General features: G+C 49.5%; 27 protein-coding genes. 23 read left to right on the forward strand and 4 right to left on the reverse strand.

Annotated elements, in window-relative coordinates:
* Positions 1-27: 27 nt before the first annotated feature.
* Positions 28-300 (reverse strand): hypothetical protein, encoded by a 273-nt coding sequence (locus ECL_RS08160; RefSeq protein WP_013096295.1) that lies wholly within the window; start codon positions 298-300, stop codon positions 28-30.
* A gap of 458 nt (positions 301-758) precedes the next feature.
* On the opposite strand from ECL_RS08160, the gene ECL_RS08165 reads away from it, so the two are divergent.
* Positions 759-1,055, forward strand: a complete 297-nt coding sequence (locus tag ECL_RS08165; RefSeq protein WP_044158271.1) for a hypothetical protein — start codon at positions 759-761, stop codon at positions 1,053-1,055.
* A gap of 395 nt (positions 1,056-1,450) precedes the next feature.
* On the opposite strand, the gene ECL_RS27680 is transcribed toward ECL_RS08165, so the two are convergent.
* Entirely contained in the window at positions 1,451-1,846 is a 396-nt protein-coding gene (locus tag ECL_RS27680) for a hypothetical protein (RefSeq protein ID WP_044158267.1), read from the reverse strand.
* A 94-nt stretch (positions 1,847-1,940) separates the two neighbouring features.
* Between ECL_RS27680 and ECL_RS08175 the strand changes: the two genes are divergently transcribed.
* The 20 genes from ECL_RS08175 to ECL_RS27845 all read left to right on the forward strand — a co-directional run bounded on the left by ECL_RS08175 (position 1,941) and on the right by ECL_RS27845 (position 12,554).
* Positions 1,941-2,198 (forward strand): transcriptional regulator, encoded by a 258-nt coding sequence (locus ECL_RS08175; protein ID WP_044158265.1) that lies wholly within the window; start codon positions 1,941-1,943, stop codon positions 2,196-2,198.
* On the forward strand, positions 2,198-2,647 hold the full coding sequence (locus ECL_RS08180; protein WP_013096297.1) for a toxin YdaT family protein: 450 nt from the start codon (positions 2,198-2,200) through the stop codon (positions 2,645-2,647). Before ECL_RS08175 ends, ECL_RS08180 begins: the two co-directional genes overlap by 1 nt.
* A gap of 14 nt (positions 2,648-2,661) precedes the next feature.
* Entirely contained in the window at positions 2,662-3,633 is a 972-nt protein-coding gene (locus ECL_RS27900; protein ID WP_013096298.1) for a hypothetical protein, read from the forward strand.
* Between the two features lie 2 nt (positions 3,634-3,635).
* Entirely contained in the window at positions 3,636-4,376 is a 741-nt protein-coding gene (locus ECL_RS08190) for an ATP-binding protein (protein ID WP_013096299.1), read from the forward strand.
* A 17-nt stretch (positions 4,377-4,393) separates the two neighbouring features.
* The gene (locus tag ECL_RS08195; RefSeq protein WP_013096300.1) at positions 4,394-5,050 is read left to right on the forward strand and encodes a DUF1627 domain-containing protein; all 657 of its coding nucleotides are present in this window, start codon (positions 4,394-4,396) and stop codon (positions 5,048-5,050) included.
* 201 nt (positions 5,051-5,251) lie between these two features.
* The gene (locus ECL_RS08200; protein ID WP_013096301.1) at positions 5,252-5,725 is read left to right on the forward strand and encodes a class I SAM-dependent methyltransferase; all 474 of its coding nucleotides are present in this window, start codon (positions 5,252-5,254) and stop codon (positions 5,723-5,725) included.
* Between the two features lie 3 nt (positions 5,726-5,728).
* Entirely contained in the window at positions 5,729-6,076 is a 348-nt protein-coding gene (locus ECL_RS08205; protein WP_044158262.1) for a hypothetical protein, read from the forward strand.
* A 186-nt stretch (positions 6,077-6,262) separates the two neighbouring features.
* Positions 6,263-6,586 (forward strand): hypothetical protein, encoded by a 324-nt coding sequence (locus tag ECL_RS08210; protein ID WP_044158261.1) that lies wholly within the window; start codon positions 6,263-6,265, stop codon positions 6,584-6,586.
* Positions 6,587-6,707: 121 nt separating this feature from the next.
* Complete coding sequence (locus tag ECL_RS08215) at positions 6,708-6,926, forward strand: hypothetical protein (protein WP_044158259.1); 219 nt, start codon at positions 6,708-6,710, stop codon at positions 6,924-6,926.
* Positions 6,927-7,070: 144 nt separating this feature from the next.
* Positions 7,071-7,364: a Ref family recombination enhancement nuclease gene (locus ECL_RS08220; protein ID WP_013096305.1), complete on the forward strand. Its 294-nt coding sequence runs from the start codon at positions 7,071-7,073 to the stop codon at positions 7,362-7,364.
* Positions 7,357-7,713: a RusA family crossover junction endodeoxyribonuclease gene (locus ECL_RS08225; protein ID WP_013096306.1), complete on the forward strand. Its 357-nt coding sequence runs from the start codon at positions 7,357-7,359 to the stop codon at positions 7,711-7,713. Before ECL_RS08220 ends, ECL_RS08225 begins: the two co-directional genes overlap by 8 nt.
* Positions 7,710-8,312: a hypothetical protein gene (locus ECL_RS08230; RefSeq protein ID WP_013096307.1), complete on the forward strand. Its 603-nt coding sequence runs from the start codon at positions 7,710-7,712 to the stop codon at positions 8,310-8,312. The genes ECL_RS08225 and ECL_RS08230 overlap by 4 nt, the downstream gene beginning before the upstream one ends.
* A 337-nt stretch (positions 8,313-8,649) precedes the next feature.
* Positions 8,650-8,898 carry a hypothetical protein gene (locus tag ECL_RS08235; RefSeq protein ID WP_013096308.1) on the forward strand — a complete coding sequence of 83 codons (249 nt, stop codon included), beginning with the start codon at positions 8,650-8,652 and terminating at the stop codon, positions 8,896-8,898.
* A gap of 3 nt (positions 8,899-8,901) precedes the next feature.
* Positions 8,902-9,732 carry a hypothetical protein gene (locus ECL_RS08240; RefSeq protein ID WP_044158257.1) on the forward strand — a complete coding sequence of 277 codons (831 nt, stop codon included), beginning with the start codon at positions 8,902-8,904 and terminating at the stop codon, positions 9,730-9,732.
* A gap of 321 nt (positions 9,733-10,053) precedes the next feature.
* Positions 10,054-10,245: a hypothetical protein gene (locus tag ECL_RS08245; RefSeq protein WP_044158255.1), complete on the forward strand. Its 192-nt coding sequence runs from the start codon at positions 10,054-10,056 to the stop codon at positions 10,243-10,245.
* Positions 10,246-10,860: 615 nt separating this feature from the next.
* Positions 10,861-11,250, forward strand: coding sequence for a phage holin family protein (locus ECL_RS08250; RefSeq protein WP_013096310.1), 390 nt, complete (start codon positions 10,861-10,863; stop codon positions 11,248-11,250).
* Positions 11,240-11,518, forward strand: a complete 279-nt coding sequence (locus ECL_RS08255; protein WP_013096311.1) for a phage holin family protein — start codon at positions 11,240-11,242, stop codon at positions 11,516-11,518. The genes ECL_RS08250 and ECL_RS08255 overlap by 11 nt, the downstream gene beginning before the upstream one ends.
* The gene (locus ECL_RS08260) at positions 11,518-12,147 is read left to right on the forward strand and encodes a glycoside hydrolase family 19 protein (RefSeq protein ID WP_044158253.1); all 630 of its coding nucleotides are present in this window, start codon (positions 11,518-11,520) and stop codon (positions 12,145-12,147) included. The genes ECL_RS08255 and ECL_RS08260 overlap by 1 nt, the downstream gene beginning before the upstream one ends.
* Before the next feature lie 7 nt (positions 12,148-12,154).
* On the forward strand, positions 12,155-12,430 hold the full coding sequence (locus tag ECL_RS08265; RefSeq protein ID WP_013096313.1) for a hypothetical protein: 276 nt from the start codon (positions 12,155-12,157) through the stop codon (positions 12,428-12,430).
* The gene (locus tag ECL_RS27845; protein ID WP_013096314.1) at positions 12,420-12,554 is read left to right on the forward strand and encodes a hypothetical protein; all 135 of its coding nucleotides are present in this window, start codon (positions 12,420-12,422) and stop codon (positions 12,552-12,554) included. The genes ECL_RS08265 and ECL_RS27845 overlap by 11 nt, the downstream gene beginning before the upstream one ends.
* A 9-nt stretch (positions 12,555-12,563) precedes the next feature.
* Here the strand turns inward: ECL_RS27845 and ECL_RS08270 are convergent, their stop codons facing one another.
* Positions 12,564-13,145, reverse strand: a complete 582-nt coding sequence (locus ECL_RS08270; RefSeq protein ID WP_131725267.1) for a hypothetical protein — start codon at positions 13,143-13,145, stop codon at positions 12,564-12,566.
* 72 nt (positions 13,146-13,217) lie between these two features.
* Here ECL_RS08270 and ECL_RS08275 point away from each other — a divergent pair, with 72 nt between their 5' ends.
* Together ECL_RS08275 and ECL_RS08280 are read left to right on the forward strand one after the other, a co-directional pair.
* Positions 13,218-14,675, forward strand: coding sequence for a glycosyltransferase family 2 protein (locus ECL_RS08275; RefSeq protein ID WP_013096315.1), 1,458 nt, complete (start codon positions 13,218-13,220; stop codon positions 14,673-14,675).
* Between the two features lie 11 nt (positions 14,676-14,686).
* Complete coding sequence (locus ECL_RS08280; protein WP_013096316.1) at positions 14,687-15,022, forward strand: hypothetical protein; 336 nt, start codon at positions 14,687-14,689, stop codon at positions 15,020-15,022.
* Here the strand turns inward: ECL_RS08280 and ECL_RS08285 are convergent.
* Positions 14,976-15,233 carry a hypothetical protein gene (locus tag ECL_RS08285; RefSeq protein ID WP_013096317.1) on the reverse strand — a complete coding sequence of 86 codons (258 nt, stop codon included), beginning with the start codon at positions 15,231-15,233 and terminating at the stop codon, positions 14,976-14,978. The two genes, ECL_RS08280 and ECL_RS08285, sit on opposite strands and share 47 nt — an antisense overlap.
* Positions 15,234-15,428: the final 195 nt, after the last annotated feature.

Genomic DNA, 15,428 nt, shown 5'->3' on the forward strand with positions numbered 1-15,428 from the left:
GCGCAATGACAAATGATGTCATCCATATCAGTTAAGTTGTTGGCGTTTGTGATCGTAATAGGACATGCCACAGGAGTTCTGGGCTTCAGCGAAATTAACAGACAGCAAGCTAATGCTCTTAACAGCGCAAACCGGGCAATGAAATTCACCCAGCACGTATCCACCGTCAAGCACAACGGTTACAGGGCCAGATGATGGCAGATGAACCATGCCAGAAATGGCACCGTTAATATTAAAGGTTGCAAGGTCTTTATTTACGATAACCAGGTTCATTTCTACGGTTGTGATAGTTGCTTTCATTTTACAATCCTTAATTTAAGGTGTGAAAATCCCTGCCGTTTAAGGCATGATTTTTAATCGAATATAATTAAATTACAGTCAGGTCGTTGCGTTTATATCAACGCTATTAACCTTCAGAGTTCAGGGTTGCCTTTTTGAGCCAGAAAATAACAAAGTTGTCTAAGTTTTATTTCAAACCAGTTAAGGCGGACTGCCTGTTGCCGTGATGGTTGACGATTAAAGTCTGTCATAATGAATCCCCTATGAAGGTTATTAACAGCCATCTACAATTTTCGATTGCCCACAACTGGAAGCACACTCCGCCAGCTAACAAACCAATCCCCATTAGTGAAAGAGGGGAATGTGCTTCCATGTTTTGCGCCTGTCTTTTCACCACATCAGGCTCGGTGGATCCTGCTATTCCCCAACAACAAGGATTCGGGTAATCTGGATATCCCCAACGATAAAAAGGAATAAAAGTGAACAAAGAACTTTACCACGCTCGCTGGCGGCTACACCATGCGACTGCTGATCTAAACTATTCTCTGGAATGTTTTGGCGATCACCTGTCAGAGCAAGAAGGATATCCTTCTGAAGTTTATGGTTTTGACGCTGTCTACCTGTACTTGAGCCGTAAACATGGCTGGACAATTAAACAGTGTCGTGAGATGTCAATGGAGGAACTTCGCCTTGCTCTTTCAATAGAGATGAAAGGCTGGCTACTTCCAAAAGATGCCATTCAAGCGAGCAATCCCCGCGAGAAGCAAGATTGTTAATTTCTGCGAGGGTGGCATCGGCTTTTGCTTTAACCAGAAGCCAGAATTCCCTCGGGGTTAGCTTTTGTTTTTGCATGACTACTCCTGAAATTTTTTTGGGATATCCAGATTTTTAAAGAGCGAAGCGTCCTACGGGGCGCTTTTTTGTTACCTGCGAATCATCCGGTCATTCATACGCCATCGGCGGCTACTTCGTGGGCATCCTGCCTGTTCGCTTTGTTCACCCTTATCGCCGGGTAGGCGGAACGTTTACTGATTACTGCGTGTTTAGTTGGTCTAAGTTTATAAACAAATAAACCAATATGTAAAGTTAATAGTAAACAAAAAGGCGTGAAAAATTGGAAGTGGTTGTATTAGAAGTAAAAAAAGACCGCTACAGGCGGTCTTTGGGGGAGTTAGTCGATCTCTAGGTCTTTCAGCATCTGAAGGATTTCTTGTTTGGACTTACCTTTCAGCCTTGCCTTGAGCTCATTGTCTATAGAGTTTACTTGGGCCCTGAGGTTTACCATGTGCTGCTCTTTTTCCCATTCAGCAAGGCTGTCGAAAAGGTCAAGCAATTCTTCATGGCGCGCGTCAAACGGGCGAGGGGATTTAATCTCTTCACCCATGGGTTCTTCATCAAGATAACCAGGAGCCATGCCGTAATCACGTTCAATACGGCGCGCAGCTCTCTCGCCGAACGACGCTTTGCCGTTGATCAGCTGTGAAAGGTAGCTCTTCTCTTTCTCCGGCAAGGTTCTGCTGGAAAACCATGCCGCTAGGCGCTTGCGCCTGATTTCTTTTGTGTCCATGCAGTCATTTTGATTAGTAATTTCTAAACAAGCAAAAACTTGACATAAATGTTTAGTGGTTTATAAACTCATAACTCAACACACAGGAGCGATTATGCAACTCAATGACTTTTTAAAAGCTGGTGGGCCAAAGATCCGCAAGGAGCTGGAGCAACACCTCGGTATATCGAAATCTTACCTCTCCCAACTTGCAACGGGGCGGGCTGCTATTTCGCCAAGCCGCTGCATCGTTATCGAGGCTTTCACCAATGGAGAGGTTTCTCGTTCTGATTTGCGTCCAGGCGATTGGGCCGAAATTTGGCCTGACTACGAGCCAAAAAATAGCACGACAAAGCAGAAGGATACTGACTGATGGAAATCAAAAAACTGGCATGTGAGCTGGAGTCCTGGGCGCAGGAAAAGGGATGGAAGACGGTGACGCAGCTGATAACACCGCATCACTTTGGCGATCTGCTTCAGTCACTGGATGACGTTTCGGATCCGGACGAGTACGCGCGCCGGCTGCACAACAACAAGCAGATTATTCAGCGTGCGTTCCGCAACGATACACCTAACTACCTTAAACAGGCGGAAGCGCTGAGCTATGCCATTCGTACCGCTATTGATAACGAACTGGCGCAGAAGGACTGCATGCATTACCGGGCGGCCAGGGTCAACAAAGAGTGTATCGAAGCCACCAATGCGGTCTTCACCGGCAAACCGCAACCAGTAATTCGCCGCGAGACTCTGGAAGCAATCGATGCGCTGGCGCAGATGGCTGGCGTGAAAGTCCAAATTATGCACTGCCACCGTGCGGCGTAAGGGTCAGTAAAACCATGAATCCATCTGACATCATTCGCGGGTTCGGTCGTCCGGTTGCTTATTACCCGGCACTGGCCGAACACCTCGGCGGCGTTAGCGCCACAGTTCTTTTTTGCCAGATGACCTACTGGATGGACAAGCTCACCTCTGATCTGGGTGTGCATAAAACCTCAGAGGAAATTCAGGATGAAACCGGGCTGAGTTACGAAGAGCAGCTGACGGCCCGGAAAAAGCTTAAGCGTCTGGGGGTTTTGGTAGAGACACATAAGCGACTGGAGCACCGGATTTACTTCAAAGTTAACTTTGAACGAGTGGATCAAGTGCTAACGCAAGCCATTGATCAATCACCAAATGGGCAAAACCCATTTCGGGGAATGGGCAAAGCCCAGGTCGGTAACGAGGGAATCCCTTGTTCGGGAACTGGGGAAAGCCCAGCCCGCGGGGAAGGCAAAACCCATTTCGATCCTACAGAGATTACTACAGAGACTACTACAGAGAATAAAAACACTTCTTGTCCGGACGCTTCGCTGTCGGACGAACAACTGACCAAAGAGGCGTTTTTAAATCGTCATCCAGAAGCCGTGGTTGCACATGCAGGAAAACGGCAGTGGGGAAGCAAGGAAGATCTGACCTGCGCCCAGTGGATGTGGAACCGCATCGTCAAACTGTATGAAAAAGCCGCTGAGACAGACGGGGAACTGGTGCGCCCTAAAGAGCCTAACTGGACTGCATGGTCCAACGAAATCCGGCTGATGTGTGCCGTTGACGGCAGAACACATAAGCAAATTTGCGAAATGTTTTCGCGTGTACAGCGAGATCCGTTCTGGTGCCGGAACGTGATGTCACCGTCAAAACTGCGCGAAAAATGGGATGACTTAATTCTTCGACTGCCATCGACAGGGGTGGTTCAGAATCAGGCTGGTGGCCGGGATATCAATCGGATCTCCCGTCCTGACAGCTCCGTTCCGCCAGGATTCAGGGGGTAAGCATGCAAAACGCAGGTTCCATTCTCGATCGCCTTCGCCGCGTCATTCCGCCGGGCGTAGAACCCAAATTTAAGAGCGCCGCTGAGCTGATGGCCTGGCAGCGCGAGGAAGGTCTAAAACGTGCCGCTGAGGTGGACAAACTCAACCAGCAGGCACGTGCAGAGAAAATTTTCGGGCGATCCGGGATCCAGAACCTGCACCGCAGCTGCAGCTTCGCGAATTACACGGTGAACGGCGATGGCCAGCGCCACGCCCTGAGTATGGCAAAGAGCTATGCGCAAAATTTTGGAACCGGCTTTGCGAGTTTCGTTTTCACCGGAAAGCCGGGTACTGGCAAAAACCACCTCTCAGCAGCCATTGGAAATTATCTGCTGAAACAGGGGCGAACGGTGCTGATTGTCACTGTTCCGGATCTGACCCTGCGCGCCAGGGCCTGTTATGACGAAGGGCGTTCTGAAGCCGCGCTGCTGGATGACCTCTGCAAAGTTGATCTGCTGGTGCTCGATGAAGTCGGCATCCAGCGCGACAGCCGCGGCGAGAAAGTTTTGTTGAACCAGATTATCGATCGCCGCCTGGCAGCTATGCGCCCGGTTGGCGTGCTGACCAACCTGAATTACGACGAGCTGGTAGAGACCCTGGGCGAAAGGGTTGTTGATCGCCTGCGCATGGATAACGGCATTTGGGTGAACTTTGACTGGGAGAGCTATCGCGGAAACGTTAGCCACCTGAGACCTGTTAAGTAAATTTTGAGGAGAAAGTTATGGAATCTGTAGTCGACGCATTGAAAGCCATGGGTAAAGCAACCTATCACGAAGTGGCAGCACGCCTGGATATTGAACCCGTAGAGGCCCTGAAAATGCTGCGCGAGCACAAGGAAGAGGGGTTGTGCGATTTCTTGGATGGAGCCTGGTCGGTTGGTACCGCGAAAGAGCAGAAGCCGAAGCGTATCAGACCAAAGCAGCCATCGCAGCTGGTGGAGAGGGTATTGTCAGCAATGCAGGGGCAGGGGGCTATGAGTGCCAACCAGGTTGCAGAAAAACTTGGTAAAGGTTCGCGAGCTCTGAATGCCTCGCTGGGTGCGATGTGCAAGGACGGTCTGGTCCTGCGCCATGTGGACGGAAAAAATATCACCTGGAGCCTGGCGGGTGAACCGGAAGTTCATCCAGAACTGCAGGCGCCTCCAGTACCGGACGTCAAGTTATCATCAGCGCCAGACAGCACAACCCTGGAAGAAATTATTGGGGAAATCCCAACTTTCGCCAGCCGTCCGGATGATCTGATTATTCCGTCACCGCGTTATATCTCAACTGAAATCCGCCGCACGAAAGCGAAGCTGGCATGCCTGCAGCGTCTGCAGGGGGCCGTTCGCGAGCTGCGCCGCCACAAACATCTGCTGCAGGGGATGGGAAATGACTAATTTACCGAAATGCCCTAAATGCGGCATGGCCCCTTCACTGAGGGTTCGCAGCCGGGGGATGAACTGGGGGTCGGCAGAGGTCCGCTGTTCGAACGGTTGTCCTGGTGTCCGCGCGGGATTTTCGTTCCCACCTGATGGAGAGGTAGCGGCCCGGCGGTTGCTTCAAGAAAAATGGAAAGAGTTAGTGGAGGCGAAGTGAGCATGTCAGAGCAAACAATCCTCGATATGTGCTGTGGTTCTCGCATGTTCTGGTTCAACAAACGCGATACGCGTACGCTATTTACTGATATCCGTAGTGAAGAGCATGAGCTGTGTGATGGCCGACGTCTGGTCATTCGACCTGATCTGATTGCTGATTTCCGCGATCTGCCATTTGCTGATGCATCGTTCCCGGTAGTGGTGTTTGATCCGCCACATCTTGAACGTGTCGGTCAAACAGCTTGGATGGGTAAGAAATACGGACGATTGAACAAAAAAACGTGGCGTTCAGACCTACGCGCCGGTTTTAAAGAGGCGTTCCGTGTATTGCGTCCACACGGTGTGCTCATTTTCAAATGGAATGAAACGCAGATCCCGGTGAGCCAGATATTGGCGCTGACAGATCAGAAGCCTGCTATTGGCCAGCGTACCGGGAAGAACGACAAAACCCACTGGATCATCTTTGTGAAGGATTAACCCATGACCGCGATTACCAGAGAATTCACAAAAGAGCAGTTAATCGCAAAGGCGCAAGAGCAAATTGAATTCATTCGTCGCACACGTGTTACAGGCGCTGGGCGGGAACATGTTGATATGTGCGGGGAGCTATTCGAAATCGCGCTGGCAACCCTGGAGGCCGAGCAGGTGGCCTGGTTGTGGTCACATAGAAAACATCCGAGTGAAGTTACCCTTATTCGACCTGAAGATGATGAGCGAGCGGAAGGGGCTCGGTGGTCTGGCTGGCATTGCCAGCCGCTTACAGCACAAGTGATATCAGAGGATCTACATTCAATATCACTTCAGCAGGAGGTGAAGAAGTGTACCTGATGGAGCTGTTATCAGGGGGCCGTCTGGCTGGTGGTTTTTATCGTGCTGGTGGTGCTGACTGTGAGAAGAATTGATTACTGATTAAGCACTTACCCGCTTCGGCGGGTTTTTTGCGTCCAAATTCTTGACCCTCGTTTTTTTGGTGTTACTGTATAAATATACAGTTAATTGACAGGGGTGGTTATCATGGGTTTTCCATCACCAGCAGCCGACTACGCAGAACACACGCTCACTATTACCAGCCTTTTCGGTTATGACGATAACTGCCGAACCATAGAAACTTCATTCGGGCACGCGATCATAAACGTCGCCATGAAACCGAAAATGGGTGACACGGTCCTGATTTCTTTCTGCGGAAGTCTGGAGTACGCGAAACTCCATGGGAAAGCGCTGATTACGCGGGACGGCGAGGCTATTGAGGGCGATGCGTTGGATGATGTGACCGTAATGGGTGTGGTAACGCACCTCCTAAATCGTGTGAAAGATGCAGACGACAGGCCGGTGATATAGCAGAACGTGCATGATTCCTGTGTCTCAAATCCGATCGGTTAGCGGAACCTTTAATTAAATCAGTAGACAGGGAGATAAAGAACCGCCCCCGTCAGGGGAAACCATTTTTAGGGATGTGCCCATGAAATTAAACGAATTTGCCGCTGGTTTAACCAAAGATGGATTGCTAGTTTTAAATCTATCGGATGGTCAAATAACTGACTACCTCGTCACCAATAACGCCTTACGTACTCTGATACGCCGGGAAGGTAATCGAATTTCTGCGCGCATCCTTAGTGATGATGAGCGGGTTATAAACCTAAACTCCCTGCCAGAAACGCTTAAGGTTCTCAAGACGTAAGCGTTGATTTATAATAATCAAACGGGCTGAACACCCACTGATTACTGCGCCAACCTGAGGAATCAAAATGGCGCAGAGCATTACCATATATCACTCACACCGCCCCGTCGCGCGCGGTGTTTCTGCTTATGCTGGTGGTCCAGCATGAAGAAAGCAGATAGCCTCCATCTTTCGCGTGTGGCCGCACTGGGCTGCATCGTGTGCAGAAACCAGAACCTGGGCGAAACGCCTGCGGAAATCCACCATATCCGAACCGGTCAGGGCACCAGTCAACGTGCTGACCATCGGAAATCAATTCCCCTGTGCCATATGCACCATCGCAACGGCGGTTACGGTGTAGCGATTCATGCTGGCCGTAAGCAATGGGAGAAAAACTTCGGTACCGAGTTGCAGCTGCTGGAGCAGGTCCAGTTAGAGCTGGGGGTGTTCTATGCCTAAATTCATCATCACCCCAGTCGGAAAACCCCGCATGACTCGCCGCGATAAATGGAAACAGCGCCCGCCGGTGATGCGCTATCGCATGTTTTGCGATGAAGCGCGTCTTCATGGAATCCGGGTGCCCGAAAGCGGCGCCCATATCACCTTCGTTTTGCCGATGCCGCCGAGCTGGAGCAAGAAAAAGCGCGAAGCTATGGACGGCCAGCCCCATCAGCAAAAGCCCGATCTGGACAACTTAAAAAAATCTCTGCTGGACGCCTTGTTTGAGGATGATTCCCACATTTGGGACGCCCGGACATCAAAAATATGGGGCGAAACAGGAATGATAATTATCGAGGACATAAAATGACGCCACGCCAGAAACGCCAGTATTTTGAAGGGCTGGGAAAAACCGCAATGGCGCCACGCAAGAGCTGGCTCGGAAAAAGTATTCTCCTGACTGATGTCCAGTCCGGGTGGATTAAATCGCTTCTAACTGTATGGGGCGAATGTGTTCGCGGCGGTACCGCCCCGGCGAAACCGTGTGGGCATTCGTGCTGGCAAGTGATCAGGGGGAAGAACTGGTCAGATAAAGCGCTTGAACGTTTTACTGCTGCACTGAACCAGGCAAGGGAGGAGGGTTACCGCGGCGAACAAGCAATGCGGCGTGCACGCTCGATACTCTGGCCAGAACCACCGTCCAGCTTGATTGACGAGGCCATAAGTAGTGATGATGCGGAGTTCATGGAGGACGTGGTGCTGCAGGCGTTTGATTTGAAGGATCCGGTTTATATCGTCGGGCGCCAGTATTACACCACCCGAAAAAAAATATCGGACATCACCAGAGATCTGCAGAGTCTGGCGCCATGGCTTACGGATAACGAGGCCAGAAAGCGGGTGCGCTGGTGTCTGGAAATATTCAGGGCGAAGGTGTTCCTGTCAACAAAGAGGGCATTGGCGGATAATTGACATATAGGTGCTGCCGGGGCTCGTTACACAGTTACTACCTTAAGATGAGCCTCGGAACTGAATTGCCCTGCAAAAAATAAATGAGAGATTTTTTGAACACACGTCTACTATGGTTATGTCTCGATGTGGGTTTTTGTTGTGCCATGGCTCTTTTTAGCTTGCCTAACTTCGGTCCGGGCATCTATGGTATGAGGGAACCAAACGTTTGGCAGATGGTCTAAATCGTAAAGAATTCATGGGTTCCTTTAATCATAATATTGGTTGTGCTACAATTTCGCCCCCTTTACAGAGGGGAGTCCTCAAAAGGATATTTTGAGGTGGTCAAAAGGAGGTCTTTATGTCAGAACTGGTCATGAAGATGTTTGGTTTGAGCGGCTTTGTCAGAGGCGGCCAGGCCATGGCGGAACGCCTGAATAAATCAGGTGTAAAAAACATTAAAGTTGTAGGGCGTGGGGCGATTATCGTTGATACAGCGTCCGACCCCGAAAAGCTGCACCGCCTGAGAAAAGCTGCACGCAAGTACGTAGAGCAGGATGCCGAAGCCGTAGCGGCAGCTAAAATTAACTCTAAGGATAGTGACGATTAATCGATGTTTGCGCTGCTTATTATACCGTTGCTTGTCAGTGGTTCTTTACTTGTAACATCACCGCACAACATCAAGCTTTTCTACCGATTGCACCGATACGATGGCCAACTTCTTTACATGAAGGTGGCCACGTATGGTGTTTGGTCCTTTATCGGCGCCGTTGTCATTGCCTACTCCCTTAAATACTTCTTCCCCGGACTCACTGCCGCGACGTGGCTGTCACATTTAATCGATGGTAGCTCAGATCCGAAAGAGAACAGGATTACATCTTGGTTGATTCTCCTTTCGGTTACGACGTTCGCTGTTGCGCTGCTATGGCTGCAGTTTTGCAGGCTACGTATGTATGTCGCCGCATATTTTATCAGCGATAATCCAGGTGATAAGGATTCGATCAACTTCGCTAAACAAGTTCTCCGCCTGTATGAACTTGAGCAGCTGCTTTCCGATGGTTCGTTAGGCCAGCTTTTTTTCGATTCAGCAACAGAAGATAGGCCAGTTCTGGTTAGCCTTAAAAGCCGAAAACTCTATGTCGGAGTTGTAAATATGATTAGTGAGCCAAACGAGAAACAAGGCCCTAATCTTGAGATATCAATTAGTCCTATCATGTCTGGCTATCGGGATAAAGATACTCTGCGGGTGTTGTTCTCGAATGACTACAATGACTTGGATGATGTTGATACGAGTATAATTTTCCCGCTGAGTGAGGTTTCTCATGCGTCATGGTTCAATATAGATATCCATGAAAAAGTGGATAACAACCGTGAAGCCAAACCGATTAGCGGGCGAAAGGCCAAGAGAAGATATGGCAAGGGTGGGAAGTCGGCTCATAAGTAATAAAGTTGAACTCGCCATGTTTTAGCAAAAAGTGCTATTTATTCTGAATGATGTTGAAAACAGGCCAGAAAATCAGATAATCCATTCATGCTTGGCAGGGCTGCGCCACGATGGCAGCGATGTAAAGCGACAATTTGAAAAAACTCTAAACCCCGCCAGCCGGGGTTTTTTGTTATCCGGCGATACGACAGGGGTATTCGCGAAGGTGCATTGCATCAGTACCCCTGTCATATCGCCGCACTTCATTCAACTTTTAGTATTTTTAACGCCCCCGTGCAAAATGAAAAGCTACACTCACCTTTGATGAACGGAGGGGTTAGCATGAAAGAAGGTTATTATTGGATCCAGCATAACGGAAAAGTACAGGTAGCTTATTATTCTGATGGCGTGACCGAAGACCTGGAAACAGGTCAAACGATTAGCGGTGTATGGCATCTAACGATTGGTGATGACATTTGTCACGATGGGGAGGCCGAAGTTCTCGAAGGTCCGATTTCTCCACCTATTAGCTAATAACATTGATTGCACTGCATTAATTGCACTTCATCCTTTTCGAACTATTCTTTCAAATATCCGGTGGAATGGATATGGAAGTGCTTTGTACATAGTGCTTTTTACTGACAGCATTCATGCTGTTAGCGTCTGGTTGCCTGCTCGCTGAGTGGGCTTTTTTTTGTCCAGAAATTACGCATTGACTTTCTAAATGATTAGCGCGTAAATTATTTCTGTGGTGAATCCTTTCTCAGCGAAAGGGCGTTCCAGCCAACTGCTATCTGCAGGTATGCGCGCGACTTTGCTGGCTGGAGTAGAGTCACCGGGAGGCACCCGGCACCATGACAACAACAATACAGTTTCAAATTCCTTGAGAGCCTGCCGTAAAAAGCAGGCCTTTTTTTATGAATTTGCAAACTGCTGCTACGCTTGAAATGTGTGTTGAAGGTAACTGCCTGATGGTTCTCCTGAACCGTTGTGAATCAGCCCGATACTGTCTCACTCTGGTCAGTTAGCAAAACCCACGACTACCTACCTTACTTACAATAGTCACTCATTAGCCCGCCTTCAAAAGCGGGCTTTTTTTATCTCCCCTCAAATTTTCTGAGAGGATTCACAGCAATAAGAGGGGGCTAAATGTCCGATCCATTAACCGGCACCGGCGCTGTTCTCGGCGGCGGCCTGCTGGGTTCAGTCCTGTACGGTGTCTTTACTCATACAGATTTCGGCGTGGTGTTTGGAGCGTTTGGTGGTGCGGTGTTTTACGTCGCGACAGCTGCAAACCTTACGCGCGCTCGCCTGGCTGCATATTTCCTGACTTCATTCATTGTTGGAGTGCTTGGCGCCGGGTTTGTTGGCTCATGGCTAAATGCTGCATCGAGTTATGAAAAACCACTGGATGCACTCGGTGCAGTGATTCTGTCTGCGCTGTGTATAAAAATCCTAACTTTTCTTAATAACCAGGATTTGAACAGCCTGTTCGGCTTTTTCTCACGGTTACGCGGAGGAGGGGGAAATGGTAATTGACCCGTCAGCTGTCTTTAATGCGTTTATCTGCTCGGTGATCGTCGTCATTCTGATGTTCTACCAGCGCCATGGTGCCCGGCACCGTCCTTTCATCTCAATCCTGGCGTATATAACCATCCTGGTTTACGCAGTAATCCCGTGGCAATTCATCTTCGGCCTCTATCGTGACTCCAGTTGGCTGGTGGTGGTGGCAAACCTCCTGATATGCGCAGCTATTATGAAGGTCCGGGGAAATCTGGCACGTCTGGTTGATCTTCTGAGGCACTAATGAACCAATCACAATTTGAGAAGGCGGCTGGGCTAAGCGCCGAGTTAGCTGCGCGTTGGTTTCCGCATATCGACGCCGCTATGAAGGAATACGGCATCACCGCACCGCTTGATCAGGCCATGTTTATAGCGCAGATGGGCCATGAGTCCGGCGGTTTCACCCGGCTGGTGGAAAACCTGAACTATGCGGCAGAAAACCTGGTACCTACGTTTGGCAAGCATCGCATTACTGCACAGCAGGCCGCCGCACTCGGCAGAACGGCAAAGCAACCGGCAAATCAGAAAGCGATAGCTAATCTGGTTTACGGCGGTGAATGGGGTAAAAAGAACCTGGGCAACCAGGTTGCAGGTGATGGATGGAAATATCGCGGACGCGGCCTGAAGCAAATCACCGGGCTTAGCAATTACCGCAACTGTGGCCACGCACTGAAGCTGGACCTTGTAACCCAGCCTGAATTGCTGGAACAGGATGAATACGCTGCTCGCTCAGCTGCATGGTTCTATGTCTCTCACGGCTGTCTGCTTCATTCAGGAGACGTGGAGCGCGTCACGCTGCTTATTAATGGCGGCCGTAACGGGCTGGATAAACGCCGCGCGCTGTTTAACCTGGCGAAATCAGTGCTAGTCTGAGGTCACTATGGGATTTGAAACGGTAATTGGTATTGTTGCAGCAGTCATTGCTGCGATCGCCGGCGCTTTCGGCCTGGGCCATATTCGCGGCACCAGCAAGGCGGAAGCCAAAGCTGATAAGCAGCGCACCGAAGAGAACGCAGCGGCGAGCGTTGCGGCGGCAGAACGTAAAGCTGAAGTCACTAAAGAGGCCAGCAATGTACAGCAGACTGTCAATCACATGCCTGATGACGATGTTGATCGCGAGCTGCGTGACACGTGGAAGCGTCCCGGTGGTGGTTGATACCGCCTGTGACTGGGTAAAGCCAATCTACCTGACTGATCACGACATCGACGTTATGGACCGCCAGACGAAGAAAGACATCCTGGCGCATAACAAAGCGTGGCAGGCGAACTGCCACAATTAGAATAACAAATTATTGTTTGAGGAATATATTTTCAGCCTCTGCAAGATAAGATTCGTAGAATTCAATGCCTAATACAGCAATATCAATTGGGCTTTTAGTTTTTAAAGCTTTACCTAAATGTGAGTCTGGTGGATTGTATGTAACGCCTCTGTTTCGACATGGTATTGCTTCTACCGAACTAGGTATTACGTTAACTTTAATAGGCGACCCGGCTATAATATTAATATTACCGTTCTTATCAAAAGTTAACGACTTGATGTGAACGCTCCCACCTGGTGCAACAGGATTAATGCCGAATCCGCCAGTAACATATTTGGACGTATCTGCAATTCCATGATGGACTGAATTGCGCGCCTGTTTGAGATAGACAAGCAAACTATCTGTAGCCCGAAGGTGATTCGTTCTAGATGAGAACGATGGATACTTTTTATGAGTTTCAGCTGCAACCTTGATTCTGCTGAAAACATTTTCAATTCGACTTAGAAAATCGCTCCATGCCTCATCATATTCATCGTAGGATGTTGCCGATCTCATGCGTTCAATACAACGTTTAGCCCTGTTTAACTCTTTCCGGGATGGAACAAGATCCATTTCATTCACCATTCATCAAAGATAAGTGCATTGAACTTAGCGTTTCAATAAACATTATTCAATGGGGTTAATATGGAGGTCACGATTGATGGTGTCCCGTATGCACCCGCCTGCGTAATTTCAGCGCGGATTGGCATTGCGATTACAACCCACAACCGGGCGGACGTTTTAAAGCGTGCTATTGAGCAGCACCAGAAGCATCTGCCAGCTGGTGCGCTGGTGGTGGTGGTCGATGATGGTTCAAAACCTGTCGTAGTAGTACCTGACTGCATGCAGCTGCTTCGCCATGAAACATCACTCGGCATTGTTGCTTCGAAGAACGCCAGTTTAACCGCGCTGATGGACGCCGGGTGTGAGCATATCTTTTTATGGGATGATGATGCTTATCCGATCGCCGATAACTGGCACCTGCCATACATCGAATCACCCGAACCGCACCTTGCTTACCAGTTTCTCGATCTGGCAGGGACGAATAAGCTGAAGGATATGGCGGTCCTGTACCGGGATGATAAGCACATCGCTTACACCGGGCAGCGTGGCGTGATGCTGTATTACCACCGCAGCGCTATCGAGAAGTTTGGTGGTTTCGATCCGGTATACGGTCGCGGCATGTACGAACACAGTGACCTCGCGCTACGTATCCATAACGCTGGCCTGACGACGTGGGCTTACGGTGATGTGGTCGGTTCAGAAAAGCTAATCCATTCTCTCGATGAGCATGAAGCCGTAGAGCGTTCGGTACCGCGCCCCGACCGACAGGCGCTGGTGGAACGTAACGTGAAGATCCACAACGAACGGCGTGATTCCGGGTTTACTGGTTACGTTGAATACCGTCAGCAGCGCGATGTAGTTATCACAACGCTGCTTACCAGTCAGCCTGACCCGCAGCGCGGCACAAAAATGTCGGCCTCGCCTGACATGCTGAGCAAATGGGCAGCCTCGCTTCGCCAGTGTGGTCGTATAGCGCTGGTGGATGAATTACTGACGGCCCCGGCAGATGTTGAGCTGTATCTCGTACCTGACGTGAAGATGAATGTCTACTTCCGTCGCTGGCTGCACATCTGGCAGCACCTGCGAGAACACCCTGAATACCGGTTCGTCTGGTGTACAGATGGTACCGATGTCGAAATGCTTCGCGCGCCATGGGAAGAAATGCAGCCCGGCAAGGTTTATGTCGGTTCTGAACCGAAGACCTACGCCGATACTTGGGCGAAACAGAATCATCCTGAGCGTATCTATCAGGAATTCATTGAATCGCACCGCAGCGATGTGATGCTTAACGCTGGTCTGCTGGGTGGCACCCGCGCTGATGTCATGGCATTCGCTCACGGCATCATCCGTCTTTACTACAGGATAGAAAGTTATCGGTTCTGGAAGAAAGAACAGGCTGGCGCCGCGGTGGGTGACATGATGGCGTTCGGCATTGTTGCGCAGTCATTCGCTGACAGGTTGGTCACCGGCCCTCTGGTACATACCGTTTTCAAAACTGATGGCATCGGCAAAGAAAATGCCTGGTGGCGCCATAAATAACAGGAGTTCTTATGATTTCGTATGAGGTTGAGTTCCCGACTGAAAAATCGTTTAGCTTAAAAATTAATGGTTACTCTTCAGCAGAGGGACTGGACTGTAAAACGGTTGAGGCTATTGGCGGAGACGTCAAAGTACAAATCGATAAGAAAACAATGCTGACTGTACCTTATCGTGAAGACATTACGGCAGACTTTACTCTTGAAGGTTACAAGCAGCGCGCTGAAACTCACGCGAAAACTGTAATCGATCAGATTGTGAATGCGGCTCAGCACCGAGCCGCTGACGATTTAATTCAGGAAGTTACGAACGCGGTTGCTTCTTCTGAATTATTTTCTCAACTCTCTTAATCGCTTCGTGAGCATCTGGGGCAGATGAAATTTCAGGCGGTGTAACCTCCTTCAGTACTTCCATCAGAACGTCCCCAACATTCTGTTTTGGTGACAGCTTGTTAACAGCTTCAATAATCAAAGAAAAAACCAGTTTATTGGTGGCTTTTTCAATCTTTAATTCACGTTGTAAATCTGCAACTGCTTTTTCCAGTTCTGACATGGAACCCATGGGTATTTTCCTTTTCGGAGGTAATCAGCCATCCCCCCGCGACAGAGTGCGCCAGTGTCCAACCACTGACGGGCTGAATGTTTACCTTAACCAGGGCTAATACAAAGCAACACCCTGATATACAAACAGTAGCTATCTTGGGTGGTTTTATCGTCATAACCATGGGTAGGCTCATAGTAATGGCAATATCCCCTC

Origin of the sequence: Enterobacter cloacae subsp. cloacae ATCC 13047, from assembly GCF_000025565.1 — a bacterium.
Taxonomy (GTDB): domain Bacteria; phylum Pseudomonadota; class Gammaproteobacteria; order Enterobacterales; family Enterobacteriaceae; genus Enterobacter; species Enterobacter cloacae.

What these genes read in the sequence shown, in the direction of transcription:
- ECL_RS08180 (WP_013096297.1), top strand. Translation starts at nt 2,198, where the DNA reads ATGGAAATCAAAAAACTGGCATGTGAGCTGGAGTCCTGGGCGCAGGAA.
- ECL_RS08205 (WP_044158262.1), top strand. Translation starts at nt 5,729, where the DNA reads ATGACCGCGATTACCAGAGAATTCACAAAAGAGCAGTTAATCGCAAAG.
- ECL_RS08280 (WP_013096316.1), top strand. Translation starts at nt 14,687, where the DNA reads ATGATTTCGTATGAGGTTGAGTTCCCGACTGAAAAATCGTTTAGCTTA.
- ECL_RS08255 (WP_013096311.1), top strand. Translation starts at nt 11,240, where the DNA reads ATGGTAATTGACCCGTCAGCTGTCTTTAATGCGTTTATCTGCTCGGTG.
- ECL_RS08230 (WP_013096307.1), top strand. Translation starts at nt 7,710, where the DNA reads ATGACGCCACGCCAGAAACGCCAGTATTTTGAAGGGCTGGGAAAAACC.
- ECL_RS08220 (WP_013096305.1), top strand. Translation starts at nt 7,071, where the DNA reads ATGAAGAAAGCAGATAGCCTCCATCTTTCGCGTGTGGCCGCACTGGGC.
- ECL_RS08250 (WP_013096310.1), top strand. Translation starts at nt 10,861, where the DNA reads ATGTCCGATCCATTAACCGGCACCGGCGCTGTTCTCGGCGGCGGCCTG.
- ECL_RS08265 (WP_013096313.1), top strand. Translation starts at nt 12,155, where the DNA reads ATGGGATTTGAAACGGTAATTGGTATTGTTGCAGCAGTCATTGCTGCG.
- ECL_RS08240 (WP_044158257.1), top strand. Translation starts at nt 8,902, where the DNA reads ATGTTTGCGCTGCTTATTATACCGTTGCTTGTCAGTGGTTCTTTACTT.
- ECL_RS27680 (WP_044158267.1), bottom strand. Translation starts at nt 1,846, where the DNA reads ATGGACACAAAAGAAATCAGGCGCAAGCGCCTAGCGGCATGGTTTTCC.
- ECL_RS08210 (WP_044158261.1), top strand. Translation starts at nt 6,263, where the DNA reads ATGGGTTTTCCATCACCAGCAGCCGACTACGCAGAACACACGCTCACT.
- ECL_RS27900 (WP_013096298.1), top strand. Translation starts at nt 2,662, where the DNA reads ATGAATCCATCTGACATCATTCGCGGGTTCGGTCGTCCGGTTGCTTAT.
- ECL_RS08195 (WP_013096300.1), top strand. Translation starts at nt 4,394, where the DNA reads ATGGAATCTGTAGTCGACGCATTGAAAGCCATGGGTAAAGCAACCTAT.
- ECL_RS08175 (WP_044158265.1), top strand. Translation starts at nt 1,941, where the DNA reads ATGCAACTCAATGACTTTTTAAAAGCTGGTGGGCCAAAGATCCGCAAG.
- ECL_RS08190 (WP_013096299.1), top strand. Translation starts at nt 3,636, where the DNA reads ATGCAAAACGCAGGTTCCATTCTCGATCGCCTTCGCCGCGTCATTCCG.
- ECL_RS08225 (WP_013096306.1), top strand. Translation starts at nt 7,357, where the DNA reads ATGCCTAAATTCATCATCACCCCAGTCGGAAAACCCCGCATGACTCGC.
- ECL_RS08270 (WP_131725267.1), bottom strand. Translation starts at nt 13,145, where the DNA reads ATGGATCTTGTTCCATCCCGGAAAGAGTTAAACAGGGCTAAACGTTGT.
- ECL_RS08285 (WP_013096317.1), bottom strand. Translation starts at nt 15,233, where the DNA reads ATGGGTTCCATGTCAGAACTGGAAAAAGCAGTTGCAGATTTACAACGT.
- ECL_RS08160 (WP_013096295.1), bottom strand. Translation starts at nt 300, where the DNA reads ATGAAAGCAACTATCACAACCGTAGAAATGAACCTGGTTATCGTAAAT.
- ECL_RS08200 (WP_013096301.1), top strand. Translation starts at nt 5,252, where the DNA reads ATGTCAGAGCAAACAATCCTCGATATGTGCTGTGGTTCTCGCATGTTC.
- ECL_RS08245 (WP_044158255.1), top strand. Translation starts at nt 10,054, where the DNA reads ATGAAAGAAGGTTATTATTGGATCCAGCATAACGGAAAAGTACAGGTA.
- ECL_RS08215 (WP_044158259.1), top strand. Translation starts at nt 6,708, where the DNA reads ATGAAATTAAACGAATTTGCCGCTGGTTTAACCAAAGATGGATTGCTA.
- ECL_RS08275 (WP_013096315.1), top strand. Translation starts at nt 13,218, where the DNA reads ATGGAGGTCACGATTGATGGTGTCCCGTATGCACCCGCCTGCGTAATT.
- ECL_RS08235 (WP_013096308.1), top strand. Translation starts at nt 8,650, where the DNA reads ATGTCAGAACTGGTCATGAAGATGTTTGGTTTGAGCGGCTTTGTCAGA.
- ECL_RS08260 (WP_044158253.1), top strand. Translation starts at nt 11,518, where the DNA reads ATGAACCAATCACAATTTGAGAAGGCGGCTGGGCTAAGCGCCGAGTTA.